Origin of the sequence: Streptomyces sp. PTY087I2 (genome assembly GCF_001687325.1) — a bacterium.
Taxonomy (GTDB): domain Bacteria; phylum Actinomycetota; class Actinomycetes; order Streptomycetales; family Streptomycetaceae; genus Streptomyces.
This window is the reverse complement of the sequence record NZ_LZRD01000040.1, coordinates 20,616-45,712: the sequence shown is the minus strand read 5'-3', so window position 1 is coordinate 45,712 and position 25,097 is coordinate 20,616. Positions and strand designations below refer to the sequence as shown.

Genomic DNA, 25,097 nt, shown 5'->3' with positions numbered 1-25,097 from the left:
GGCAGTGGCCAGCCGGAAGGACTCCGTCGCCCACTCCAGATAGGCGGCGTGGTCGGCGGCGCGCAGCGGGAGCGTCTCGCGCAGCGCGGGTTCGTCGACCTGGATCACCGAGGTGCCGTTCGCCTCCAGGTCACCCACCTCGTCGCGCAGGGCGAGGGCGACCTGGCGGGCGGTCTCGCCGAGCGGCTGGTCATCGCGCACGAAGGACCAGGCGAGCATGGTGACCGGCCCGGTGAGCATGCCCTTGACCGGGCGCTCGGTGAGCGACTGCGCATACGTGGTCCACCGCACCGTCATCGGCTCGGGGCGCGAGATGTCCCCGGCCAGGACCGGCGGACGCACATAGCGGGTGCCGTAGGACTGGACCCAGCCGTGCTGGGTGGCGAGGTAGCCGGTGAGCTGCTCGGCGAAGTACTGCACCATGTCGTTGCGTTCGGGCTCACCGTGCACCAGGACGTCGATCCCGGCCTTCTCCTGGAAGGAGAGGACCTCGCGGATCTCGTCCTTGATGCGCTCCTCGTACCCGGCCCCGTCGATCCGCCCCGCCCGCAGATCCGCCCGCGCCGTACGCAGCTCGGTGGTCTGCGGGAACGACCCGATGGTCGTCGTCGGCAGCAACGGCAGCCCCAGATGCGCCCGCTGAGCGACAGCCCGCTCCGCATACGGCTGCGAACGGCGGCCGTCCGCATCGGTGATCGCCGCCGTACGGGCACGCACCGCCGGGTCGCGGGTGATGGGCGAGCCGGCACGGGAGGCCAGATCGGCCCGGTTCGCGGCCAGTTCGGCCGCGATGGCGTCCGTTCCGGAGGCCAGACCGCGGGCCAGGGTGACGATCTCGGCGGTCTTCTGGCGGGCGAAGGCGAGCCAACGCAGCACCTGCGGGTCGATGTCCCGCTCCGCCTCCGCGTCCAGCGGGACATGCAGCAGGGAGCAGGAGGCGGAGACATCCACCTGGCCGGCAAGGCCCAGCAACGTGCCGAGAGTGGTCAGGGACTTCTCGTAGTCGTTGATCCAGATGTTGCGGCCGTTGACGACACCGGCGACCAGCCGCTTACCGGGCAACCCCCCGGCCGCCGCGAGGTCGTCGAGGTTGCCCGCGCCGGTCTCGGTGAAGTCGAGCGCGAGACCGTCGACGGGGGCCTTGGCCAGGACCGGCAGCGCCTCGCCGAGCCGCCCGAAGTAGGAGGCGACCAGCAGCTTGGGCCGGTCGGCGAGGGAGCCGAGGTCGCGGTAGGCGCGGGCGGCGGCGTTCAGCTCGGCCGGGGTGCGGTCCTGGACGAGCGCGGGCTCATCCAGCTGCACCCATTCCGCACCGGCCGCACGCAGATCGGCGAGGACTTCGGCGTACACGGGCAGGAGCCGGTCCAGCAGGGTCAGCGGCTCGAAGTCGGCGGCCACACCGGGAGCCGCCTTGGCGAGAAGAAGGTACGTGACAGGGCCGACGAGCACCGGGCGCGGGGTGTGGCCCAGCGCGAGGGCCTCCTTCAACTCCGCGACCTGCTTGGCGGAGTCGGCCGTGAACACCGTGTCCGGGCCCAACTCGGGCACCAGATAGTGGTAGTTCGTGTCGAACCACTTCGTCATCTCCAGCGGCGCGACCTGCTGGTTGCCACGCGCCATCGCGAAGTAGCCGTCGAGAGAGTCCGCGTCCACCGCCTCGCGGTGCCGCTCCGGGATCGCGCCGACCATGACGCTGGTGTCCAGGACGTGGTCGTAGTACGAGAAATCACCGGTCGGGACCTCGTGGATGCCGGCGTCGGCGAGCTGCTGCCAGTTGGTGCGGCGCAGGTCCGCTGCGGTCTGCCGGAGGGCGTCCGCGGTGACGCGGCCCTTCCAGTAACCCTCGATGGCCTTCTTCAGTTCACGGTTCTGACCCTGACGGGGGTAGCCGTACACGGTGGCGCGTGCTGCCGCGGCTGCGGGCTTCGGTGTCACGGAACTTCTCCTTCGCGAGATGAATCCTTGGCCCGGAGACGGACGAGGGTGCGAAGGGATGGCGAAACCGGACGGAAACGACCCCGCGCGGCAAAGGCACGGCCGTCCGTCTGGTGTGAACGCCGACCCGCCCTCGAGGTCACCGGAATTGTCCGCGCACGAAATCGTCCGTACGCGGGCAGTTGGCAGGTCTTCGGACTCGCGGGCACATCCTGACGACGTCAGGACACCTACTGGCCGTCGCTTCCCAGACCCTGCGTGGACCCAGTGCATGTGACGGCGGTCGTTCCCGCTCACCGCTGCGGGGCAGTCCCGGATTCCCACCGGGTTCCCTCTTACGACACCCTGCCTGGCGGACAGGGCGAACCAGCTGCTGGGGGCAGCCTACGGGTTCACGTACGGACGAGGGAGGGCGCGTCCAGCCCTTGGGAGGTGACCCCCGTCACTCGCGGCGGCGGTCCGTCCGGTCGTCCCGCGCCTGCCGCGGCGCGGCGGGCCGACGACGCGGGCGAGCGGTCGGCCGGGTCGCCTGCCCGGCGTATCAGCAGGTGGACGGCGCGCTCTGCGCCCGGCGACCGGACGTTAGCCTCCGGCCATGGCCCTCGGAATTCCCAGCACCCGACCGGACCGCGCGGCGACGATCCGCGATCTCCTCGACTCAGGACGCCGTTCCTACTCCTTCGAGTTCATGCCCCCGCGCACCGCCGAGGCCGAGGCCGGGCTGTGGCGGGCGATCCGGAAGCTGGAGGCCCTGTCGCCGACCTTCGTCTCGGTGACGTACGGAGCCGGAGGCTCGACCCGCGGGCGGACCGTGAACGTCACCGGCCGCATCGCGCAGGAGACCACCCTCACCCCGGCGGCCCACCTCACCGCCGTCGACCACAGCGTCGCCGAACTGCGCAACATCCTCGGCCACTACGCCGACCAGGGGGTACGGAACATCCTGGCCCTGCGCGGCGACCCGCCGGGCGACCCGCTGGGCCCCTGGAGGCGGCACCCCGAGGGCGTCGCCTACGCGGCCGACCTGGTCCGGCTGATCAAGGAGTCCGGCGAGTTCTGCGTGGGCGTGGCGGCCTTCCCCGAAATGCACCCGCGTTCGTCCGACTGGGACAGCGAGATCCGGCACTTCGTGGACAAGTGCCGGGCCGGCGCGGACTACGCGATCACCCAGATGTTCTTCGACGTCGAGACCTACCTGCGCTTCCGCGACCGCCTCGCGAGCGCGGGATGCACGACGCCGGTCATCCCGGAGATCATGCCGGTCACCACGGTCCGCTCACTGCGGCGCATCCCGAGCCTGAGCACCGCCGCGTTCCCGCAGCGGCTCGCGGAGCGGATGTTCGCCGCCGAGGACGACCCGAAGGCGGTCCGGGCGCTCGGGATCGAGCACGCCACCGGGATGTGCCGCCGCCTGATAGACGAGGAAGCGCCCGGCCTCCACTTCATGACCATGAACTTCTCCCAGGTCACCACGGAGATCTACCGGAATCTCGGCCTCCAGTCGCGCTGAGGGCGCCCGGCTCGCTCCTGTCGCTCCTACGCCGCCGTGTCGAGGATGTGCCGCAGGCTGTTGTTGATGTGCAGGGCCGACGCGGCGGCGGCCGCGTCCTCCTCGCCGCCCGCGATGGCCCGGCACACCGCCGCATGCTCCGTGGCGGACAGCAGGACCCGTTCCGGGCTCCGGCGTGCGATCCGGCGCAGCCTGCGGAGCTGGTCGCGGATGGGTGCCATCGCCCCGGTCAGGTACGGGTTGGCGACCACCTCGTCGACCGTACGGTCCAGCTCCTCGGCCAGCGCGTAGTAGTCGTCCAGCCGGGAGTCCCCCGCACCACGGGCCAGTACCGCGTGCTGGTCGGTGAACTCCCGCTCCAGCTCGCTGAATTCGGCGCGCCGCGTGGACCTGGCGCACAGCCGTGCGGCGTGCGTCTCCAGGGCCTCCCGCAGCTGGAAGAGGTGCCGGACGTCGGACAGCGACAACTCGCTCACGAAAGCCCCACGCCCCGGGACCGTCTTCACCAGGCCCTCCCGGTCCAGACGCTGGAGAGCTCCCCGCAGGGGCGTACGGGAGACGCCGAGCCGCTCCGCGATCCGGACCTCGTTGAGGTGGGTCGTCGGCGGCAGCTCCCCGGCGATGATCTCCGCCCTCAACCGGTCGTAGGCGCGCGTGGTCTGGTTCACCGCCCCCGTGCCTGTCCTCGCCGTGGCACCCACACGTCCCTCCCGAAAACCCGTGGCCGGTCCACCTGGACCGTTCCTGCATACACTCTGTATACAGGACTCGATGTCGTCGCGGAACCCGTGACGAGCGCCCCAGGGGCCCACGCACCCGGCAGCCCCCCGCCCGAGGAGTCATCCATGCCGCAGCGACCGACCACCCGCCTCCGCCGCCTGATCGAGGGCGACGGCATCCACGTCGCCCCCGGCGCGTACGACGGACTGAGCGCGCGCCTCGTGGAGGAGAGCGGCAGCGAACTGCTGTACGCCAGTGGGGGCGCCATCGCCCGCAGCTGCGGAATCCCCGACATCGGCCTGCTGAGCCTCACCGAGGTCGCGGCCCGGATCGAGCAGATGGCCGACGTGACGAGCCTCCCGGTCATCGCGGACGCCGACACCGGCTTCGGCAACGCGGCGAACGCCGTCCGCACCCTCGCCCTGTACGAGCGCATCGGCGTGGCCGGCCTGCACATCGAGGACCAGACCTTCCCCAAGCGCTGCGGCCACCTGGACGACAAGTCCCTGGTGCCCACCGACGAGATGGCCCAGAAGGTCCGGGCCCTCGCCGAGGCCCGCACCGACCCGGACTTCGTCCTGATCGCCCGTACGGACGCCATCGCGACCGAGGGCCTGGACGCGGCGATCGAACGCGCCCACGCCTACGCCGAGGCCGGCGCGGACGTGATCTTCGTGGAGGCGCCGGAGACCGTCGAGCAGATCGAGGAGATCGCCGCCCGCGTCCCGCAGCCGAAGCTGATCAACATGTTCCACGGCGGCAAGACCCCGCTCGTCCCCAGGGCCCGCCTCCGCGAACTCGGCTACCGCCTGATCATCGTCCCCTCGGACCTCCAGCGCGCCGCGATCACCGCGGTCCGGCGCACCCTGGAGGCCATCAACCGCGACGGCGACAGCGGCGCCGTACGCGAGGACCTGGCCACCTTCACCGAACGCGAGCGCATCGTGCGCACGGCGGAGTACCTGGCGATCGGGTCCTGAGGCGGGAGAAAACCGCGCCCGGCCCCGCAGGTCAGTCGCCGGGCGGCAGGGCGGCGCCGGAGTGGTCGACGACATTGCCGTTGGAGCAGTTGTTCTTGTGGTCGCCGGTCCAGTCACTGAGGGCGGGGACCACAGCGAGTTCCTGGATGCACACGTCGGCGGCGGTGAAGTTCCAGTTGTTCGCAGCGTCGACCCCGCTGCCGAAGTTGCTGTCGTTGTCGGCGAAGGCGGGCGTGGAAGCGGAGAGAGTCGCGGCGGCCAGCAGGCCGCAGGTGATGATCTTTCGCATGCTTCATGAACGCGTCCCGCCCACGCGAGTCACGCGGTGATCGACCGAACGGGAGGGGCCGGGCGCGCACGTGCCCGGGTACGACGAAGTGCCTCGACCGGCCGAAACCTGTCGAGGCACTGAATAGCAGGTCAGAGGGGGTTCCCCTGCCCTGCTGTCGGTAGGCCGTGTGGGACTCGAACCCACAACCAACGGATTAAAAGTCCGCTGCTCTGACCAATTGAGCTAACGGCCCCTGCGACATCACCCCCCGAGCATAGCCCGCCCGGTCCCGGCAGCCGATCCGGTATCGGTCTTGGGCCCGTCGCGCGCGTTCCGGGAGTCCGGCGCGGGTGCCGAGAGGCGGGTTCCGGTGGGGGCGGGAACGGCAACAGGGCCCGTACGTCACCGAGTCGGTTCGGTGGCGTACGGGCCCTGCCGGTCTGTCAGGCGGACCTGCCCGGCCGGGGATCGGCCGGGGCGGGGTCAGCCGTTGCGCTTCCAGCGCGGCTTGTCGTCGCGGCGGCCGAACGAGCCGGTGTTGGTGCCGGTGTTGGCGCCACGGTGGTCGTCACGGCGGCCGGTCGGGCGGTCGCTGCCGCCGGAGCGGAAGCCGCCCGACGGGCGGTCGTCACGACGGTCGCGGTTGAACGGGCGGTCGCTGCCGCCGGAACGGTAACCGCCGGAGGGGCGGTCGTCACGGCGGTCGCGGTTGAACGACGGACGGTCGTCGCGACGCTCGAAGGAACGGCCACCACGGTCGTCACGGCGGTCGCCGCCGGAGCGGAAGCCACCCGACGGGCGGTCATCGCGACGGTCGCGGAACGACGGGCGGTCGTCACGGCGGTCGAAGGAGCGGCCGCCACGGTCATCGCGGCGGTCGCCGCCGGAGCGGAAGCCACCCGACGGGCGGTCGTCACGGCGGTCGCGGAACGACGGGCGGTCGTTGTCGCGACGCTCGAAGGAACGGCCACCACGGTCGTCCCGGCGGTCGCCGCCGCCGGAGCGGAAGCCACCCGAGGAGCGGTCGTCACGGCGGTCGTTGCCTCGGTAGCCGCCACGGTCGCCACCGCGGTTGTCGCGGCGCTCGTAGTTGCCCCGCTCGTCGCGGCGCTGCTCGTCGCGGGCAGCCGGCTGCTCGGGGACGGAGACGGCGGCCACGAGGGCGGCCTCCGCCTCGGCGGTGACCTCGGCCACCGCCGCCTCGGGGTCGTCGCCCCGCTCGCGGGCGGCACGGGCGACCAGGCGGTCGGCCTCCTCGCGGAGTTCGACGGCGCGGCGCTGGACGCGCTCCAGCTGCTTCGTCAGGTCGGCGGCCTCGCGCTCGGCCTGCTTGGCGGCGTTGTTCGCGGAGTCGGCCTGGACCTCGGTGAGCGAGCGGGCGCCGGTGATCTCGGCGACCTCCGGCTCGAAGACGCCCGCGCCCTGGACGATGTGGCGCGAGGCGTCGACGCCCGCGTCCTCCATCAGGCGGAAGATCTGGCGGCGCTGGTGCGGGAGCGCCAGCGAGACGACGACACCGGACTTGCCGGCGCGGGCGGTGCGGCCCGAGCGGTGCAGGTAGTCCTTGTGGTCGCCGGCCGGGTCCACGTTCAGGACCAGGTCGATGCCGTCGACGTGGATGCCGCGGGCGGCGACGTCGGTGGCGACCAGGGCGTTGACGTAGCCCTTCTTGAAGTCCTCCAGGACCCGCGTACGGGCGCCCTGCGTCATGCCGCCGTGCAGCGCGTCGGCCTTCACGCCCGACTCGATGAGCTGCTCGGCGATGCGGTCGGCGCCCAGCTGGGTGCGGACGAAGATGATGGTGCGGCCCTTGCGGGCGGCGATGGCGGCCGTGACCGGCGCCTTGTCCTTCGGCTTCACGACGAGGACGTGGTGCGACATGGTCGTGACGTTGCCCTGGGCGCTGTCGACCTCGTGCGTCACCGGGTTGGAGAGGTAACGCTTGACCAGCGTGCCGATCTCGTTCTCCATCGTGGCGGAGAAGAGCATCCGCTGACCGCCGGCCGGGACCTGGTCGAGCAGCTCGGTGACCTCGGGCAGGAAGCCCAGGTCCGACATCTGGTCGGCCTCGTCGAGGACGGCGACCTGGACGTCCTCCAGGGAGCAGGCGCCGCGGTTGATGATGTCGCGCAGCCGGCCCGGGGTGGCGACGAGGACGTCGACGCCGCGCTCCAGGGCGTAGATCTGGTTGCCCATCGACGTACCGCCGCAGACGACCTTCATCTTCAGGCCGAGCACATCGCCGTACGGCTGGAGCGCGTCCGCGACCTGCATCGCGAGCTCACGGGTCGGGGTGAGGATGACGGCGCGCGGCTTCTTCTTCTCGGTGCGGCCACCGGCCAGGGCGGCCAGGGTCGGCAGACCGAAGGAGAGCGTCTTGCCGGAGCCCGTACGGCCACGGCCCAGGATGTCCTTGCCGGCCAGGGCGTCCGGGATGGTCGCCGCCTGGATCGGGAAGGGGGTGGTGACACCGTTCTGCGCGAGCTTGCGGACGATGCCTTCGGGCAGGCCCAGGTCGCCGAAGGTGACGGTCGGCTCGGCGGAGGCCTCGGACACCTCGGCCTCGGGGGCCTCAGCGGCCACGGGGGCCTCGGCGGTCTCTTCGGTCTTCTCGGCGGCCGGGGCGATCGCACCGGCGGGGGCCTCGGTCACAGCGGACTCGACCAGCTCGGCGAGCTCGGCGTTGTCGACGTTCTCGGGCATGACGGTGCGGTCAGAACTGGAAATTGACATGCGAAATGCGAAACCTTCCGGAGTCTCGGCACGCGCCCATAACTCCGTGATTCGCAATTTCGACCGCCTCAATGCGGTCCAGCCACGGCAAGGGAGAGTACGCGCCACACGGCGCTCTTCTGTGTCGGCGCCGGGCAATGGGATCAAACGATCTACCACCATACGCACTCTCCCCCACCTTGCGCAAACCACCCTCGCTGTGACCCCGGCTACACCGGCCCCACCTGCGGTGATGCCTCCGGCGTCCGCAGCGGCCCGGCCTTCTCCGGTCCGCCCATCCCCTGGGCCCGGTACTGCGCGGCGGGCGAGGCCGACGGGGGCGGCTCCGGCGGATCGGTGGGCTCCGGCTCGGGGTCCGGGTCCGGGGCGGACGTCGGCGGAGCCGGCGGCTCCGGGGTGACCGGCGGCGGCTCCCCCGGCCCCGGCGTCGAGGGCGTCGGTGTGGGCCGCGCCCCGCCGCCGCCCCGGGTGGGCTGCCCGGAGGTGGCCGGTTCGGGGCGCGCGTCCTCGGCGGTGGCCGACGGCGCGGCACCGGAAGCGCCCGGGCTCGGGGTGCTCCCCGGAATGCCCCGGTCCGAGTGGGGGTGGGCGCCCCCGCCGCGCCCGCCGGGCTGCCCCGAGCCGGGAACCGTGTCCCCGGCCGGATCGGCCTCGGAGCCCTTCGAGCCGGCTGACCGCGAGGGCCCCGGGCCTCCGGCGCCGTCCTCGCCGACGCTCATGCAGCCGGTGGACGCGGCGATCGTCAGCGCGGTGACGGCTGCCCAGCGGACAGGGGCGGGGAACTGGCGCACGGGTGGCACCTCCGGGGCGAGGGAGCGGGAGCGGGGCGAGGGGCGGAGCCCGCGACGCCGGAGCGAGGCTTCGCACCGTGCCCAACTCCCCCGACCCCGCCGGAGACACGCCCGGACCCCCACGGGCCCGGCACGGACCGCCCGCCCGTCCGGCTTGCGCCCCCGCCCGGCGCGCCCCGCCGCGCGCCGCCCGAACCGCGTGCGCCCTGCCCGGACCTCCCCACGCGCCACCCGCCGGAGCCGGCTGCCGAGGCCGGCCGAGCCACGCCCCCGGCCCGGCACGGCCCGGCACGGCCCGGAGCCCGCGTCCCCGCGCCGGCCACCCAGGCGGCCACCCCGGACCGCCCGGACCGCACGCCAACGAGCTCACAGCCAGCAGCAGACCGTCCCGGGCCGCCCGGGCCGCCCAGGCCGCCCGGGCCGCCCGGTCCTCACCGCCCGGGCCGCCCGGTCCTCACCGCACGACGCCCCCTACCCCCCCCCCCCTACCCCCCGAACCCACCCGCCAGTTCCGCCCCCAGGAACACCGCCCCCAGACCCGCCAGCAGCGACGCCAGCACATTCGCCGCGGCCAGGAACACGCGGCCCGTTTCGGCCAGGCGGAGCGTCTCGTACGAGAACGTCGAGTACGTCGTCAGCGCCCCGCACAGGCCCGTCGCCAGCAGCCCGTGCACCGGGGAGGAGACCGCGGCGCCCGTCAGCACGCCGAGCAGCAGGCTGCCCGCGATGTTCGCCGTGAAGGTGCCCCACGGGAAGACGTACGGGATGCCCGGGCCCTGGGACGCCTGCACCGCACGGTCCGTCAGATAGCGCAGCGGCGCGCCCACCGCGCCGCCGATCGCCACCAGCAACCAGGTCACGCCGTCCGCTCCTTGTCCCGTTCCGCCGGTCGCGCGCCCCGGTCCAGCCAGGTCCGCGTGGCCACGGCCGCCGCCCACACCGATCCGAGCGCCGCCACCGCCGTCGCCACCGTGTACGCCATCGCCACCGCGATCTCCTGACGGACCAGCAGGCCCGAGACGTCCGCCGCGTACGTCGAGAAGGTCGTGTAGCCGCCGAGCACCCCGACGCCGAGGAAGGGCCGCACCAGCGAATGGGTCACCCGGCCCCGCTCGACGGTCAGCACCATCAGGACGCCGATGAGGGCGCAGCCGGTCACGTTGACGACGAACACCGTCCACGGGAAGCCGTGACCGGGCGTCGGCCACGCCACCAGCGCCCCGTACCGGGCGAGGGCTCCGAGCGAGCCGCCGACCGCGACCGCCGCCAGTACCCGGCCCTGCGGCGCGGCCGGCGGGCCGGGCTCCGGCAGCTCCTGCGGTTCCTGCTCACTCATCCGTACCCCAGGGCGTGCAGCCGCTCGTCGTCGATGCCGAAGTGGTGGGCGATCTCGTGGACCACGGTGATCTCGGTCTCCGCGACGACATCCTCCTGCGTCTCGCACATCCGCAGCGTCGGACCCCGGTAGATGGTGATCCGGTCCGGCAGCACTCCGGCGTACCACTCGCCGCGGTCGGTGAGCGGGGTGCCCTCGTAGAGCCCGAGGAGGTCGGGGTCGCCGGGGTCCGGTTCGTCCTCGACGAACACCGCCACGTTGTCCATCAGCCGCGTCAGCTCCGGCGGAATCCGGTCCAGAGCCTGGCTCACCAGCTCCTCGAACTGTTCGCGCGTCATCTCCAGCACCCGGCCATTGTCCCGTACGGGGACCGGGTACGGGCAGGTGGCAACGGCCCGGCATCGCGGCGACCTGGGCCGTACGGACTCATGACCGGTGCCGCCGACCGGCATGGCGGACGCCGTACCGGGGCATACGGGCCCAATGGTCCGCGTCCCCTTCCGTTTCCGTGCCGCAGCCGGCCGCGTACGGCACCGCATCGGCCGGCTCGTCCGCCCGGCGTCCCGGAGCCGTACCGCCGCCCGCCCCCGCCCGGCGGCCCCCGGCACCCCGAAAACGCCCCGCGCGGCGGCCCCCGCCCGCCCGAAGGCATCCCGCCCGGCGGCCCCCGGCGACCTGACCGCCCCCGCCCGCCGCCCCTGGCTCCGCGCCCTCGGCATGCTCGCCGTCGTCGTGCTGGGGGCCTGGCTGGGACTGCTCGCCGTGGGCTCCATCCGTACGCCGGTCGGCCCCATGGACACCAACATGACGCTCCGCCCCTCCCTCACCGGCGGCAGCAAGATCAACGTGGCCCCGCTCGGCGCCCTGGAGCTGGACTCGCACATCGCGCCGCTGCGGCTCGACGTGGACGTGGACCGCCTCGACCCCGAACGCTCCCAGGCCCTGGTCGACCAGCCGGAACGGTTCTCCGGCCTCCAGGACGAGGTCGCCCGGGACGTCGCGTCCGGCACCGCGGAGCTGGCCGTGCGCTCCTGCGTCGCCGTCGTCTCCGGCGCGACCGCCCTCGGCCTCGTCGTCTACCGCCGCCCCCGCCGCGCCCTGGCCGCCGGCGGGCTCGCCCTCACCCTGCTGGCCGCGTCCGGCGTCAGCGCGTACGCCACCTGGAACCCGAAGTCCGTCCTGGAGCCGAAGTTCTCCGGGCTGCTCTCCAGCGCCCCGTCCCTGGTCGGCGACGCCCGCTCGATCGTCACCGAGTTCGACATCTACCAGCAGGAGCTGGCCCGCCTGGTCACCAACGTCACCAAGCTGTACGACGCGACCTCCACGCTCCCCGTCTACCAGCCCGACCCCGGCACCATCCGGGCCCTGCACGTCTCCGACATCCACCTCAACCCGGCGGCCTGGCACATCATCGCCTCGCTCGTCGAGCAGTACGAGATCGACGTGATCATCGACTCCGGCGACACGATGGACCACGGCTCCGCCGCCGAGAACGGCTTCCTCGACCCGATCCGCGACCTCGGCGCGCCCTACGTCTGGGTGCGCGGCAACCACGACTCGACCGTCACCCAGGACTACCTGAAGAAGTTCCGGAACGTCCGCGTCCTCGACGACGGCAAGGCCGTGAACGTCGGCGGGCTGCGGATCGCGGGCACCGGCGACGCCTCCTTCACCCCGGACCGGACCGCCCCGGTCGGCGGCAAGGCGGCCGCCCAGCTCGAAGGCGCGCGCCTGGCCTCCGCGCTGCGCGACCAGGAGCGCGCGGGCACCCCCGTCGACATCGCCGTCGCCCACGACCCGAACACCGCCCGGGAGACCGACGGCACGGTCCCGCTCGTGCTCTCCGGCCACCTCCACCGCCGGATCAACGAACAGCTGAAGCTCGGCACCCGGCTGAAGGTCGAGGGCTCCACGGGCGGCGGCGGACTGCGCGCCGTGCAGAACGACAAGCCGGAGAAGGTGCACGCCTCGGTGCTCTACCTGGACCGCTCCACCCGCCGGCTCCAGGCCTGGGACGAGATCACGCTCGGCGGTCTCGGACTGACGACTGCCGAGGTCAGCCGCCATCTCCCGGAGGAGAACCTGAAGAAGGACTCACCCGTCTCCCCCTCCCCGTCGCCGTCGTCCGCGCCCTCGTCGCCCTCTTCGAGCCCGTCCCCGACGGGCTCCGGAACGCGCCCGACCCCATCGCCGTAAACCGTTTTGGCGATAGCTCCACCCATCCCATATGCTTCTCACGTCCCCGACGCGCTGCAAAGCGAACCGGCGGGCCAATAGCCCTCATCGTCTAGTGGCCCAGGACGCCGCCCTTTCAAGGCGGTAGCACGGGTTCGAATCCCGTTGGGGGCACGTTTCACCGTGTGCGAGACTTGTTTCGCGCATTGCTTGGTCCTGTGGAGCAGTTTGGAGTGCTCGCCACCCTGTCAAGGTGGAGGCCGCGGGTTCAAATCCCGTCAGGACCGCTTGCAGCCCCAGCGGCTGCGTGGCTGGGTAGCTCAGTTGGTACGAGCGATCGCCTGAAAAGCGATAGGTCGCCGGTTCGATCCCGGCCCCAGCCACTTCTCGAAGGCCCCGTCCACCGGACGGGGCCTTCGCCGTGTCACACCTTCTCGGTCTCCTCCCGCTGCCCTTCCTGCGGTACGTCGGCCTCGCGCCGCCGCCACGTCCGTACGCCCAGGACCAGCAGCGCCACGAGCACCACCGCGACCAGCGCCACCCCGTCCGGCACCCGTTCGCCGAGCTTCTGCGCCCACTGCTCGATCGCGAACGAGTCGTCGACCCCGAGCAGGCCGGGCAGCGCGGTCGTCCCGTCGTAGACGAGGAACAGCGCGCCCAGGCCGATGAAGAACAGCCCCGACAGCAGCGACGTGGTGTGCAGCTCGAACCGGCCGATCCGGACGGCCCGGCCGCGCAGCCATTTCCGGCGGCCGAGGTCGAAGCGTTCCCAGAGCAGGGCCAGGACGAAGAGCGGGACGGCCATCCCGAGCGCGTAGACCGCGAGCAGCAGGCCGCCGTAGACCGGGCTGCCGCTCACCGCCGCGACGGTCAGGACGCTGCCGAGGATCGGGCCCGCGCAGAATCCGGCCAGACCGTAGACCGCGCCCAGCGCGTAGACGGAGAACGCGGTGGTGGGGCGGATCCGGCCGCTCAGCTCGGCCATCCGCCGGGAGGCGAAGCCTAGGCCGACGATCTGCGCGAGACCGAGCGCGATGATCAGCCAGCCCGCGCCGGTGACGAGGGCGTCGCGGTGCCCGTAGAACAGCCGCCCGGCGTACGAACCGGCCGCGCCGAGCGGGACGAGGGTGGTGGCCAGCCCGGCGTAGAAGATGCCGGTACGGGCCAGCAGCCGGGAGGTCGAGTCGATGGAGTACGCGAAGAACGCCGGGAGCAGCAGCGCGCTGCACGGGCTGACCAGGGCGAGCAGCCCGCCGAGGAAGGCCGCGAAGTAGCCGATGTCCGCCGTCACTTGGCGGGCTCCCCGGCCTGGCCCGCCGCCCCCGTGGTCTTCGCCTGCTCGGCGGCGGCCTCGATGGCCCGGGTGAACGTCTCGTCCGGCTGGGCGCCCGCGATCGGGCGGCCGTTGATCAGGAACGACGGGGTGGACGTGGCGCCGATCCCGTACGCCTGCTCCTGGTCCTTCTTGACCGACGCACGGGCCGCGTCGCCGTCGAGGTCCTTCATGAACCGGTCCAGGTCCTTCACCCCGGCCTCCTCGGCGAGCGCCTTCACCCGGTCCTTGCCGAAGCCCTTCTCCTTCGCGCCCTCGGCGTAGGCGGCGCGGTGGAACTCCCAGAAGCGGTTCTGCTGCCCGGCGGCCCAGGCGCCCCGGGCGGCGTTCTCGGACTCCTCGCCGAAGATCGGGAAGTTGCGCCACTCGATGCGCAGGGTGCCGTCCTTCACGTACTTCTCGATCAGCTCCGGCTCGGTGTCCCGGGCGAACTTGCCGCAGTAGCCGCACTTGAAGTCGGCGTACTCGATCAGGACGACCGGGGCGTCCGCCGGGCCGATGGCCAGCTTGTCGTCGGCGTCCCGGCGGGCGAGCTTCGCCAGCTCCGCGTAGACGCCCGCGTCCGGCTCGGTGGAGATCTCGGCGGCGGGGCCGGTGACGGTGGTGTCCTTCGCGGCGGGGGCGGTGGCCTTGTACGAGGCGAAGCCGAGGAGACCGGCCGCGACGACGACCACCGCGCCGTAGACGAGGGGCTTGCGCGTGTTCGCGGACGGGGAGGACGTCGAGGACTTCGACGGCTTCGAGGACTTCGGGTTCTGGGGCGTGGGCATGCGGCACTCCGTGCTGGTGATGCGGGGGAGGAAGGGCGGAAGGTCCGGGGCGGGCGAGTGCCCGCCGGACACCGCCTACACCCGCAGCACGGAGAGTTCGACCGGGGTCGGGGTGTACGGGAGGGGGGCGCGGGCCCGTATCCCCGGCGGCTCCACGGCCGGCAGCGCGCCCGTCGCGGCGGGCAGCCCCCACGGCGCGAGACCCGGCGCGTGGTCGTGCGCGGACCGGGCGCGGGAGGGCACGGCGGGCTCACCGCCGTGATCGCGGAGCTTCCCGCAGCCGGGGACGGGGGCACGCTCGCCGGCGGCCTCGGCCACGGGGGTGCCCGCGTCGGCCACGGAAGCCGGGGCCTGGGCCCGGTGCGGCGCCTCGTCCGGGGCCGTGCCCTGGGCCCGGGCCCGAGCCGGGGCCTCTGCCGGCCCCCGCGCCGAGGCCTGTGCCCGAGCCGTGTCCTGCGCCACCGGTACGGAGGAGGCTCCCGCCCCCGCGGCCGCGAAGGCCGTCGGTCCGCACAGCAGCCCCAGCACCACCGCGAGCAGCGCCGTCAGGCTCCACCACTGGGTACGGGACACGGGACCTCGGCCTTTCTCGGCGTGAGCGGCGGTTACGGGGCGTCGACTGCCCGAAATGGTACGTGCCGCGTGACGCAGCCCGCCCGAAATGGGGTCGCCACTCCTCGCGCCTGGGTGAGATCCTGGGATCCGTATGTCTACTTCCTTCGCCGATCTCCAGTCCCAGCTCGGTCAGCTCTCGCTCCGCGACGCGAACCGGCTCGGCCGGCGCCTCGAAGGAGCGCGCCGCATCCGCAAGCCCGAGGCCCGCCAGTCCGTGCTGGACGAGATCGCGGCCGAGGCGGGCAAGGCGGCCGACCGGCTCGCGTCGCGCGCGGCCCGGCTGCCGGCCCTGTCGTACCCGGAAGAGCTGCCGGTCTCCCAGAAGAAGGACGAGATCCTGGAGGCGGTACGCGACCACCAGGTCGTGATCGTCGCCGGTGAGACCGGGTCCGGGAAGACCACGCAGCTGCCCAAGATCTGTATGGAGCTGGGGCGCGGCGTCCGGGGCATGATCGGGCACACCCAGCCCCGCCGGATCGCGGCGCGTACGGTCGCGGAGCGCGTCGCCGACGAGCTGAAGACGCCGCTGGGCGAGACGGTCGGCTGGAAGGTCCGCTTCACCGATCAGGTGAACCCGGAGTCGACGTATCTGAAGCTGATGACGGACGGCATCCTGCTCGCCGAGATCCAGACGGACCGCGAGCTGCTGGCGTACGACACGATCATCATCGACGAGGCCCACGAGCGGTCCCTCAACATCGACTTCCTCCTCGGTTATCTGGCCCGGCTGCTGCCCCGCCGCCCCGATCTGAAGGTCGTCATCACCTCGGCGACGATCGACCCGGAGCGGTTCGCGCGCCACTTCGGGGACGCACCGATCGTGGAGGTCAGCGGGCGGACGTATCCGGTGGAGGTGCGGTATCGCCCCCTGCTGGAAGAGGACAGTGACGACTCCGACCGGGACCAGATCACCGCGATCTGCGACGCCGTCGACGAGCTGGGTCACGAGGCCCCCGGCGACGTCCTGGTCTTCCTCTCCGGTGAGCGGGAGATCCGGGACACGGCGGACGCGCTGAACAAGCGCAACCTCAGACATACCGAGGTGCTCCCCCTCTACGCGCGCCTCTCGCACGCCGAGCAGCACCGCGTGTTCCAGCGCCATACGGGCCGCCGCATCGTGCTCGCGACCAACGTCGCCGAGACCTCGCTGACCGTTCCCGGCATCAAGTACGTGATCGACCCGGGCAACGCCCGTATCTCCCGCTACAGCCACCGCACCAAGGTCCAGCGGCTGCCGATCGAGCGGATCTCCCAGGCCAGCGCCAACCAGCGCAAGGGCCGCTGCGGCCGTACGTCGGACGGCATCTGCATCCGGCTGTACTCGGAGGACGACTTCGTCACCCGGCCGGAGTTCACCGACCCGGAGATCCTGCGGACCAACCTGGCCTCCGTCATCCTCCAGATGACCGCCGCCGGGCTCGGCGACATCGAGAAGTTCCCCTTCATCGACCCGCCGGACCACCGCAACATCCGCGACGGCGTCCAGCTCCTCCAGGAGCTGGGAGCCCTCGACCCTGCGGAGAAGGACCCGAAGAAGCGGCTCACCCCGCTCGGCCGCAAGCTCTCCCAGCTGCCCGTCGACCCGCGCCTGGCCCGGATGGTCATCGAGGCCGACAAGAACGGCTGTGCCCGCGAGGTCATGGTCATCGCCGCCGCGCTCTCCATCCAGGACCCGCGCGAGCGGCCCGCCGAGAAGCAGACGCAGGCCGACCAGAACCACGCCCGGTTCAAGGACGAGACCTCCGACTTCCTGGCGTATCTGAATCTCTGGGCGTACATCCGCGAGCAGCAGAAGGAGCGCGGCTCGTCCTCGTTCCGCCGGATGTGCAAGCAGGAGTATCTGAACTTCCTGCGCATCCGCGAATGGCAGGACATCTACGCGCAGCTGCGTACGGTCGCCAAGCAGATGGGCATCACCGTCGAGGAGCCCAAGGCGGAGGCGTCCGTTCCCGAGCAGGCGGTGCACACCTCGCTGCTGGCCGGGCTGCTGTCGCACATCGGGCTGAAGGACACCGAGAAGAACGAGTACCTGGGCGCGCGCAGCGCCAAGTTCGCGATCTTCCCCGGCTCCGCGCTGTTCAAGAAGCAGCCCCGGTTCCTGATGTCGGCGGAGCTGGTGGAGACCTCCCGGCTCTGGGCGCGGGTCAACGCCAAGGTCGAGCCCGAGTGGATCGAGCCGCTGGCGCAGCATCTGGTGAAGCGCACCTACAGCGAACCGCACTGGGAGAAGGACCAGGCGGCGGTGATGGCGTACGAGCGGGTCACGCTCTACGGCGTGCCGATCGTCGCCCAGCGCAAGGTCAATTTCGGCCGGATCGACCAGGAGGCCTCGCGGGATCTGTTCATCCGCAACGCCCTGGTCGAGGGCGACTGGCGCACCCACCACCAGTTCTTCCACGACAATCGCAGACTCCTCGGCGAGGTCGAGGAGTTGGAGCACCGGGCCCGTCGCCGCGACATCCTCGTGGACGACGAGACCCTGTTCGACTTCTACGACCAGCGGATTCCCGAACACATCGTGTCCGGGGCGCACTTCGACTCCTGGTGGAAGCACAAGAAGCGCGAGGAGCCGGACGCGCTCGACTTCGAGCGCTCCATGCTCATCAACGAGAAGGCCGGGGCCGTCACCAAGGACGACTACCCGGACTCCTGGCGGCAGGGGAAGCTCAAGTTCAAGGTGACGTACCAGTTCGAGCCCGGCGCGGACGCGGACGGTGTGACCGTGCACGTGCCGCTCCAGGTGCTGAACCAGGTCACCGCCGAGGGCTTCGACTGGCAGATCCCGGGGCTGCGCGAGGAGGTCGTCACCGAGCTGATCCGCTCGCTGCCGAAGCCGATCCGCCGGCACTACGTCCCCGCGCCGAACTACGCGGACAAGTTCCTCGACCGGGCGGTCCCGCTCCAGGAGCCACTGCCGGTCACCCTGGCGCGCGAGCTCCAGCGGATGGTCGGCGTCCCGGTCACGGCGGACGACTTCGACCTCTCCCGCGTCCCGGACCACCTCAAGATCACGTTCCGGATCGTCGACGAGCGGCGGCGGAAGGTCGCCGAGGACAAGGACCTGGAGGCGCTGAAGCTGAAGCTGCGCCCGAAGGCCCGCCAGGCGCTCTCCAAGGCCGCCGCGGCGACCGCGGGCCCCTCGGGCGAGTCCATCGAGCGCTCGGGCCTCACGGACTGGACGATCGGCACGCTGAACAAGGTCTTCGAGACCCGGCGCGCCGGCCAGCCGGTGAAGGCGTACCCGGCCCTCGTCGACCAGGGCGACACCGTCGCCGTACGGCTCTTCGACACCGAGGCCGAGCAGCAGCAGGCGATGTGGCGCGGCACCCGGCGGCTGATCATGCTGAACATCCCGGTGAACCCGGCGAAGTTCGCGTCCGACCGGCTGAGCAATCAGCAGAAGCTGGCGCTGTCCCGTAATCCGCACGGTTCGGTGCAGGCCCTCTTCGAGGATTGCGCGACCGCCGCGGCCGACCGGCTGATCGCCGCGCACGGCGGGCCCGCGTGGGACGAGAAGGCGTTCCGGGCGCTGTACGACAAGGTGCGCGCGGACCTGGTGGACCTGACCGTCCGCACGATCGACCAGGTGCAGCAGATCCTGGCCGCGTGGCAGGCCTGTGAGCGCCGGCTGAAGTCGACGAACAGCCTGACGCTGGTGGCCAACGTCACCGACGTACGGGAGCAGCTGGCCCGTCTCGTACCGTCCGGTTTCGTTACGGCCACGGGGCTGCGCCGGCTGCCGGACCTGATGCGCTACCTCGTGGCGGCGGACCGGCGGCTCCAGCAGATGCCGACGGCCGTCCAGCGGGACACCACGCGGATGGAGAAGGTCCACGAGATGCAGGACGAGTACGCGTGGCTGCTCGAACAGTTCCCGCAGGGCAGGCCGGTGCCGCAGGAGGCGCTGGACGTCCGCTGGATGATCGAGGAGCTGCGGGTGAGCTACTTCGCCCATGCGCTGGGGACCGCGTTCCCCGTCTCGGACAAGCGGATCGTGAAGGCGATCGACGCCCTCGCGCCCTGACGCGGGGAGCCGGAGGGGGCCGGGAGGCGGGTGACGGAGTCACCACCAGGAGTGAAGTCGACCTGGGCCTCCCACCTCCTGTACAGTCTGGTTTCGCAGCGAGCCGCAAGGCAAGCGGCGAAAACCTGGTCCTGTGGAGCAGTTTGGAGTGCTCGCCACCCTGTCAAGGTGGAGGCCGCGGGTTCAAATCCCGTCAGGACCGCAGTAGAGAAAGCCCGGATCGTTTCGATCCGGGCTTTCTCGCGTCTTGACGGCCTCGTCGTGCGCCGGTACCCCGTAGAAGCAGAGGCCGTATCCGTACCCTCGGCGCTTCTTACGGCGGGGGACGGCCGGGCTCACCGGGAGGTGGCTCGTATGCCCGCGTCCGCAGCTCGACATGAGACCCGCGCGCTGCTGCGCGCCCACCTGGCGGCCGCTTCGGCCTATGGCCATCTCACCCGGCACTGCGCGGTCTGCCATCGCCTCCTGCGGCTCGCCATGGAGCCCGGGGCGACCGCGGAGCCCGACGGGACGGCCGAGGCCCCTCAGGACGTCGGCGGGAACGAGGACGAAAGACCCCCGGCAACACGACCATCGGCCGGGTGACTCCGCGTTCGGACAGTGGCAGGCTCGTAGTTGGCAAGCATCAGGCGATGTGACGGTAGTCACCGAAACAGTTTTCAGACCGGGGGATTTTACGCCTCCCCTACAACTGGTGAATTTAATATGTGCAATTGCACGGGGCGGGCGGAGTCGCGAGGACCGTTCCGTCCGGGGCTGTCCCACCGCGTCCGGGACGCTCACCCACACTCCCGCACAGACCCGCTCACAGACCCACGAACGCCCCCGTCGGCCCCCTGAAGCCGACCGACCGCCCGGTTCTGACTCCGGGTCGGCCCGGGCGCGGGAGCGGCCGGGAAAGCCCTCTCAGGGAGCGTCCGGGCGGTCCGGGAGCCGGCCGGAGAGAGCCCCGTCCGGGCACAAAAAAGATCGCGCTGGACCCGGCGGAGTCCAGCGCGATCGATACGACGAAAACCCGTGGAACACAGGTATGACGCCCGTTGGGGCAGGCGTCCGTCGAGTGGAGCTATGGGCGGGCGACTGGGGTTGGGGGACCCGGCAGCTGCCCGGATGTTGTGCTGTGCTGCGGTACTGCTGTGCTGCTGTTATCGCTGGTCGGCAGGGGTGTGTCAGGCCTCGCTGCGCTGCTGCGGAATACCCGCGAGCAGTGCGCGGACCTCTGCCTCGCGGTACCGGCGATGTCCACCGAGCGTGCGGATGGACGTGAGCTTGCCAGCCTTGGCCCAACGGGTGACCGTCTTCGGGTCCACGCGGAACATCGTGGCAACCTCAGCCGGGGTCAGCAGCGGCTCGGCATCAGGGGTGCGAGCGGTCATGAGCGGCCTCCTCGGGAGAACCGAACCTTCTCGGTTCTTTCCTCTAAATTCTGCACCTTGACCCGCGTTGCCCGAAATGGCGGACGCGGGCCGAGTCGGTTATAGGACGAACGGCTTGTCCTCGGCACTACAACTACACCATCCGTCCAGCCACGTCGGCCAAACCGATGGAATTGCCCTCCCAGGTGTTCATCAGCGACGGAAGCCGATGGACCATGCCATAGCGGACAGTCACGCCCCAGTGACGATCAGTCACAGAGCGATCAGGAGTCGTCAGACCCCCCATAGAGTGCAATGTCGAGCATTCTGCCCTTACTTGGACAGAAGGAGCCCTCCCCGGACTCCTTGTCCTATTTTGGCATGAGGGTTAGGGATAGGCGCAAGGGCCCCGTTAGTGCTGTCCATCACGCTTGAGGCAAAGGCCCGGTTCGGGACGTAGGTCCCGGGCCCAGAGGCGTACGCCCCTGCCCCACCCGTCCCATGAGACCTCACGTGTCACACGGAACGCTGGTTCACAGAACACCGGTTCACGGATCGTCCGTCGGTTCACGGTCCGTCCGTGCCGCCTCCTCCCTCCTCTTCGCGTCCCGGCCTTTCGTCCTGGATGAAGGATGCCCCGGTTCCGTCGGCTTGATGCCACTGTGGGCCTTTTCACGTCAATTGGTGAACTGGAGGTCCCGGACCGCCCGCCAGCGCTCCGCGAGCCGCGCGTACGCCTCGCCCGCGCCCTCGCTGTCGCCGTCCCGCAGCGCGGCCAGCCCCTCCGCCACATCCGCCGCCGACCGGTCCCCGGCGAGCCGGTCCGCCGGCAGGGCGTGGACGAGGCCCCCGTAGTCCAGCTCGACCAGCGAGTGCGGATGGAACTCCTCCAGCCAGCGCCCCACGTCCACCAGGCCCTCGGTCAGCGGCCCCTCGGGAACGCTCTCCCGCAGCGTCCGCAGCGCCCGCGCCAGCCGCCGCCGGGCCTCGACCATCCGCGTCCGGTACCGCAGCACGGGCCCGGCCCCCTCGCCGTCCGCCGCCGCGTACTCCCGCTCCTCGTCGTGGAAGAGGACGAACCAGCGCACCGGGACCTGCCACACCGTGGTCCGGATCCACGGCCGCGCGTCCGGGTGGAGCCGCTGCCAGCGCTCGTGGTCCGCCGCCGCCTGACCCCGCACCACCGCGGGCAGCAGGGCGTCGAGCACGTTGGCCGGAAACATGCCCCCCAGCTCCTCCAGGGCCAGCCAGCCCCGCAGCCGGGTCCGCCACGGGCAGACGCACACCGTCCCGTCCAGCTCCGCCACGAACGCGTCACCGCTCTCGTGCACGGGCACCCCGACCGGCGGCGTCGACACCAAGTCCGCCAGCGAGCGGCGCAGTTCGTCCTGGGCCGTGGGAAGCTCCTCGCGCTGCGCGTAGCGCGCCCAGTGGCTGCGCTCGGGCTCCGCGAAGGCGGCGAGCGGCTCGTAGATCCGGAGGTAGGACGTGTAAGGGACGAGCACCGAAGACACCACCGACATGGAGCGCATCGTGTCACGGCGGATCACCCCCGGGGAGTGATCCTTCGCGCAGGGGGAGATCCGCGCCGCCGGAGGACTTACGCTCTTGCCCATCGGACCGGCCGTGCCGGTCGGTCCGGGGCTCTCCCCACCCCTAGGAGGGCCTCCGCCGCTTCGTTCTTTGGGAGTCACCACAGTGACCGATGTGACCAACGGCGTCCTGCACACCCTGTTCCACTCGGATCAGGGAGGCCACGAGCAAGTCGTGATCTGCCAGGACCGTGCCAGCGGCCTCAAGGCCGTCATCGCCCTCCACTCCACCGCCCTGGGCCCGGCCCTCGGCGGCACCCGCTTCTACCCGTACGCCTCCGAGGCGGACGCCGTCGCCGACGCGCTGAACCTGTCGCGCGGGATGTCGTACAAGAACGCCCTGGCCGGCCTCGACCACGGCGGCGGCAAGGCCGTCATCATCGGCGACCCGGAGAAGATCAAGAGCGAGGAACTCCTCCTCGCCTACGGCCGGTTCGTCGCCTCGCTCGGCGGCCGCTACGTCACCGCCTGCGACGTCGGCACCTATGTCGCCGACATGGACGTCGTCGCCCGGGAGTGCCGCTGGACCACCGGCCGCTCCCCCGAGAACGGCGGCGCGGGCGACTCCTCGGTGCTCACCGCGTTCGGCGTCTTCCAGGGCATGCGGGCCTCGGCCCAGCACCTGTGGGGCGACCCGACGCTGCGCGGCCGCAAGGTCGGCGTGGCCGGGGTCGGCAAGGTCGGCCGCCACCTCGTCGAGCACCTGCTCTCCGACGGGGCCGAGGTCGTGATCACCGATGTCCGCGAGGAGTCGCTGCGCGCGATCACCGAGCTGCACCCCGAGGTCACCGTGGCGGCGGACACCGACGCCCTGATCCGTACCGAGGGCCTGGACGTCTACGCGCCGTGCGCGCTCGGCGGCGCGCTGAACGACGAGACCGTGCCCGTACTCACCGCGAAGGTGGTGTGCGGCGCGGCCAACAACCAGCTCGCGCACCCGGGTGTCGAGAAGGACCTGGCCGACCGGTCGGTTCTCTACGCGCCCGACTACGTGGTCAACGCCGGTGGCGTGATCCAGGTGGCCGACGAGCTGCACGGGTTCGACTTCGACCGGTGCAAGGCGAAGGCGACGAAGATCTTCGACACCACGCTGGAAATATTCGCACGTGCGAAGGCGGACGGGATTCCGCCGGCCGCGGCGGCCGACCGGCTCGCCGAGCAGCGGATGGCGGAGGCGCGCTCCCGCTGACCGGTGGCCGCCCCTGACCCGCCGACCGGCGAGACAAGACTCACGCCGGTCGGCGGGTCGTACCTCCACAAGAGGTTAAAATCGCAGTTGACCAGCGAGGACGGGGCTCCTCACTGGCCCTGTGCCGGGGACCGGGATGCGGGCGGCGTACCGTATGGCCACGGAAGCAGGTACCGTTAAAGCTCTACGGGCGCGGTCTCTCTGCCGAGAGTCCGTCCTGAAACATGAACGCGTGTCAAGACTCTGGGGCCGTCGAGCCCCGTCACCGAGGGGGTCGAGCCATGGGGCGCGGCCGGGCAAAGGCCAAGCAGACCAAGGTCGCCCGCCAGCTGAAGTACAGCAGCGGCGGGACGGACCTGTCGCGTCTGGCCAATGAGCTGGGCGCATCGCCTTCGAGTCAGCCACCGAACGCAGAGCCGTTCGAGGACGACGACGAGGAAGATGACCCGTACGCACAGTACGCGGATCGCTACAACCAGGACGATGACGACGATCAGGACGACCAGTCCGGTCCGTCGTCACAGCGCCGCGGCGCTTGACCTCGCGCTGACACTTCAACCCGGTCCGGGCCTGCCCCGGGCCGGGTTCTGTGTGTCCCGGTCCGGTCCGCCCGTGGTGCGAGCCGGTTCCCGTGCCATGTGCGGTGGTGCGCCGGGCGCACCACCGCACGACGGTGGCTAGCGTGCGTAGGCCCCGGTCAGTTCGGCGCCCGTCGCGTGGTCGCCGCGGTCGGTGATCTCGCCGGCGACCCAGGAGTCCACGCCGCGGTCGGCCAGCGTCGTCAGGGCCGCGTCGACCGAGTCGGCCGGGACGATCGCGATCATGCCGACGCCCATGTTGAGCGTCTTCTCCAGCTCCAGCTGCTCCACGTTCCCGGCCTTGCCGACCAGGTCGAAGACCGCGCCGGGCGTCCACGTGGAGCGGTCCACGGTGGCGTGCAGGCCGTCCGGGATGACCCGGGCCAGGTTGTTGGCCAGGCCGCCGCCGGTGACGTGGCTGAAGCCGTGCACCTCGGTCGTACGGGTGAGGGCCAGGCAGTCCAGGGAGTAGATCCGGGTGGGCTCCAGGAGCTCCTCGCCGAGCGTGCGGCCGAACTCCTCGACCTCGCGGTCCAGGGACCAGCCGGCCCGGTCGAAGACCACGTGGCGGACGAGCGAGTACCCGTTGGAGTGAAGACCGGAGGACGCCATGGCGATGACGGCGTCACCCTTGCGGATACGGTCCGGGCCGAGCAGGCGGTCGGCCTCGACCACGCCCGTACCGGCTCCGGCGACGTCGAAGTCGTCCGGGCCGAGGAGACCCGGGTGCTCGGCGGTCTCGCCGCCGACCAGGGCGCAGCCCGCGAGGACGCAGCCCTCGGCGATGCCCTTCACGATGGCCGCGACACGCTCGGGGTGCACCTTGCCGACGCAGATGTAGTCGGTCATGAACAGCGGCTCGGCGCCGCAGACGACGAGGTCGTCCACGACCATGCCGACGAGGTCGTGGCCGATGGTGTCGTACACGCCCATCTGACGGGCCAGGTCCACCTTGGTGCCCACACCGTCGGTGGCGGAGGCGAGGAGCGGACGCTCGTAGCGCTTGAGCGCCGAGGCGTCGAAGAGTCCGGCGAAGCCGCCGAGTCCGCCGAGGCCGGCGACCTCGGGGCGCTGGGTCTTCTTCACCCACTCCTTCATCAGCTCGACGGCGCGGTCACCGGCTTCGATGTCGACGCCGGCCGCCGCGTAGGAAGCACCTGTTGTCTCAGACATGGCCTGGGATCTTTCGT

The 25,097-nt window shown here is 71.5% G+C and carries 21 protein-coding genes, 5 tRNA genes and 1 riboswitch; of the genes, 11 read left to right on the top strand and 15 right to left on the bottom strand.

Features of this window, described 5'->3' with window-relative positions; all coding sequences use genetic code 11:
* A partial coding sequence (gene metE, locus A3Q37_RS31650; protein WP_065489928.1) for a 5-methyltetrahydropteroyltriglutamate--homocysteine S-methyltransferase occupies positions 1-1,935 on the bottom strand: 1,935 nt, incomplete at its 3' end.
* A gap of 166 nt (positions 1,936-2,101) precedes the next feature.
* A riboswitch (cobalamin riboswitch) is annotated at positions 2,102-2,321 on the bottom strand.
* Between the two features lie 209 nt (positions 2,322-2,530).
* On the opposite strand from metE, the gene metF reads away from it, so the two are divergent.
* Positions 2,531-3,445: a methylenetetrahydrofolate reductase [NAD(P)H] gene (metF, locus tag A3Q37_RS31645; RefSeq protein WP_065489926.1), complete on the top strand. Its 915-nt coding sequence runs from the start codon at positions 2,531-2,533 to the stop codon at positions 3,443-3,445.
* A gap of 26 nt (positions 3,446-3,471) precedes the next feature.
* On the opposite strand, the gene A3Q37_RS31640 is transcribed toward metF, so the two are convergent.
* On the bottom strand, positions 3,472-4,113 hold the full coding sequence (locus tag A3Q37_RS31640) for a GntR family transcriptional regulator (protein WP_065489922.1): 642 nt from the start codon (positions 4,111-4,113) through the stop codon (positions 3,472-3,474).
* 177 nt (positions 4,114-4,290) lie between these two features.
* Here A3Q37_RS31640 and A3Q37_RS31635 point away from each other — a divergent pair, with 177 nt between their 5' ends.
* Entirely contained in the window at positions 4,291-5,145 is an 855-nt protein-coding gene (locus A3Q37_RS31635) for an oxaloacetate decarboxylase (protein WP_065489920.1), read from the top strand.
* A gap of 31 nt (positions 5,146-5,176) precedes the next feature.
* On the opposite strand, the gene A3Q37_RS31630 is transcribed toward A3Q37_RS31635, so the two are convergent.
* The 7 genes from A3Q37_RS31630 to A3Q37_RS31600 form a co-directional block, all read right to left on the bottom strand.
* Positions 5,177-5,434, bottom strand: a complete 258-nt coding sequence (locus A3Q37_RS31630) for a hypothetical protein (RefSeq protein WP_065489918.1) — start codon at positions 5,432-5,434, stop codon at positions 5,177-5,179.
* A 161-nt stretch (positions 5,435-5,595) separates the two neighbouring features.
* Positions 5,596-5,669: transfer RNA gene (locus tag A3Q37_RS31625), tRNA-Lys, on the bottom strand.
* 230 nt (positions 5,670-5,899) lie between these two features.
* Positions 5,900-8,119: a DEAD/DEAH box helicase gene (locus A3Q37_RS31620; protein WP_065489916.1), complete on the bottom strand. Its 2,220-nt coding sequence runs from the start codon at positions 8,117-8,119 to the stop codon at positions 5,900-5,902.
* 239 nt (positions 8,120-8,358) lie between these two features.
* Positions 8,359-8,940, bottom strand: a complete 582-nt coding sequence (locus tag A3Q37_RS31615) for a hypothetical protein (protein WP_065489914.1) — start codon at positions 8,938-8,940, stop codon at positions 8,359-8,361.
* A gap of 485 nt (positions 8,941-9,425) precedes the next feature.
* The gene (crcB, locus tag A3Q37_RS31610; protein ID WP_065489912.1) at positions 9,426-9,800 is read right to left on the bottom strand and encodes a fluoride efflux transporter CrcB; all 375 of its coding nucleotides are present in this window, start codon (positions 9,798-9,800) and stop codon (positions 9,426-9,428) included.
* On the bottom strand, positions 9,797-10,276 hold the full coding sequence (locus tag A3Q37_RS31605; RefSeq protein ID WP_065489910.1) for a CrcB family protein: 480 nt from the start codon (positions 10,274-10,276) through the stop codon (positions 9,797-9,799). The genes crcB and A3Q37_RS31605 overlap by 4 nt, the downstream gene beginning before the upstream one ends.
* Positions 10,273-10,623, bottom strand: coding sequence for a metallopeptidase family protein (locus tag A3Q37_RS31600; RefSeq protein WP_006125792.1), 351 nt, complete (start codon positions 10,621-10,623; stop codon positions 10,273-10,275). Before A3Q37_RS31600 ends, A3Q37_RS31605 begins: the two co-directional genes overlap by 4 nt.
* Before the next feature lie 136 nt (positions 10,624-10,759).
* Here A3Q37_RS31600 and A3Q37_RS31595 point away from each other — a divergent pair, with 136 nt between their 5' ends.
* The 4 genes from A3Q37_RS31595 (at position 10,760) to A3Q37_RS31580 (ending at position 12,834) form a co-directional block, all read left to right on the top strand.
* Positions 10,760-12,472, top strand: a complete 1,713-nt coding sequence (locus A3Q37_RS31595) for a metallophosphoesterase (RefSeq protein WP_065489907.1) — start codon at positions 10,760-10,762, stop codon at positions 12,470-12,472.
* Between the two features lie 80 nt (positions 12,473-12,552).
* Positions 12,553-12,625, top strand: a tRNA-Glu gene (locus tag A3Q37_RS31590).
* Positions 12,626-12,663: 38 nt separating this feature from the next.
* Positions 12,664-12,738 (top strand) — tRNA-Asp (locus tag A3Q37_RS31585).
* Between the two features lie 22 nt (positions 12,739-12,760).
* Positions 12,761-12,834: transfer RNA gene (locus A3Q37_RS31580), tRNA-Phe, on the top strand.
* Positions 12,835-12,875: 41 nt separating this feature from the next.
* Here the strand turns inward: A3Q37_RS31580 and A3Q37_RS31575 are convergent.
* From A3Q37_RS31575 to A3Q37_RS31565, 3 genes are all read right to left on the bottom strand, one after another.
* Complete coding sequence (locus A3Q37_RS31575; protein ID WP_065489905.1) at positions 12,876-13,742, bottom strand: cytochrome c biogenesis CcdA family protein; 867 nt, start codon at positions 13,740-13,742, stop codon at positions 12,876-12,878.
* Positions 13,739-14,554, bottom strand: coding sequence for a thioredoxin domain-containing protein (locus A3Q37_RS31570; RefSeq protein WP_065489903.1), 816 nt, complete (start codon positions 14,552-14,554; stop codon positions 13,739-13,741). Before A3Q37_RS31570 ends, A3Q37_RS31575 begins: the two co-directional genes overlap by 4 nt.
* Positions 14,555-14,629: 75 nt before the next feature.
* Positions 14,630-15,127 carry a hypothetical protein gene (locus tag A3Q37_RS31565; protein ID WP_065489901.1) on the bottom strand — a complete coding sequence of 166 codons (498 nt, stop codon included), beginning with the start codon at positions 15,125-15,127 and terminating at the stop codon, positions 14,630-14,632.
* Positions 15,128-15,260: 133 nt separating this feature from the next.
* Here A3Q37_RS31565 and hrpA point away from each other — a divergent pair, with 133 nt between their 5' ends.
* The 3 genes from hrpA (at position 15,261) to A3Q37_RS36130 (ending at position 19,778) form a co-directional block, all read left to right on the top strand.
* Positions 15,261-19,193: an ATP-dependent RNA helicase HrpA gene (hrpA, locus tag A3Q37_RS31560; RefSeq protein ID WP_065489898.1), complete on the top strand. Its 3,933-nt coding sequence runs from the start codon at positions 15,261-15,263 to the stop codon at positions 19,191-19,193.
* Positions 19,194-19,320: 127 nt separating this feature from the next.
* Positions 19,321-19,395 (top strand) — tRNA-Asp (locus tag A3Q37_RS31555).
* A 152-nt stretch (positions 19,396-19,547) separates the two neighbouring features.
* Entirely contained in the window at positions 19,548-19,778 is a 231-nt protein-coding gene (locus tag A3Q37_RS36130; protein WP_079138073.1) for a DUF6274 family protein, read from the top strand.
* 584 nt (positions 19,779-20,362) lie between these two features.
* Here the strand turns inward: A3Q37_RS36130 and bldC are convergent.
* Entirely contained in the window at positions 20,363-20,569 is a 207-nt protein-coding gene (bldC, locus tag A3Q37_RS31550; protein ID WP_003949541.1) for a developmental transcriptional regulator BldC, read from the bottom strand.
* 656 nt (positions 20,570-21,225) lie between these two features.
* Positions 21,226-22,071, bottom strand: coding sequence for a hypothetical protein (locus A3Q37_RS31545; protein ID WP_065489931.1), 846 nt, complete (start codon positions 22,069-22,071; stop codon positions 21,226-21,228).
* A 175-nt stretch (positions 22,072-22,246) separates the two neighbouring features.
* Between A3Q37_RS31545 and A3Q37_RS31540 the strand changes: the two genes are divergently transcribed.
* Both A3Q37_RS31540 and A3Q37_RS31535 read left to right on the top strand, forming a co-directional pair.
* A complete protein-coding gene (locus tag A3Q37_RS31540; protein WP_065489896.1) occupies positions 22,247-23,329 on the top strand; it encodes a Glu/Leu/Phe/Val dehydrogenase dimerization domain-containing protein in 1,083 nt (360 codons plus the stop codon).
* Positions 23,330-23,610: 281 nt separating this feature from the next.
* Entirely contained in the window at positions 23,611-23,868 is a 258-nt protein-coding gene (locus tag A3Q37_RS31535) for a DUF3073 domain-containing protein (RefSeq protein WP_006125824.1), read from the top strand.
* A 138-nt stretch (positions 23,869-24,006) separates the two neighbouring features.
* Here the strand turns inward: A3Q37_RS31535 and purM are convergent, their stop codons facing one another.
* Positions 24,007-25,080 (bottom strand): phosphoribosylformylglycinamidine cyclo-ligase, encoded by a 1,074-nt coding sequence (gene purM, locus A3Q37_RS31530; protein WP_065489893.1) that lies wholly within the window; start codon positions 25,078-25,080, stop codon positions 24,007-24,009.
* Positions 25,081-25,097 lie beyond the last annotated feature (17 nt).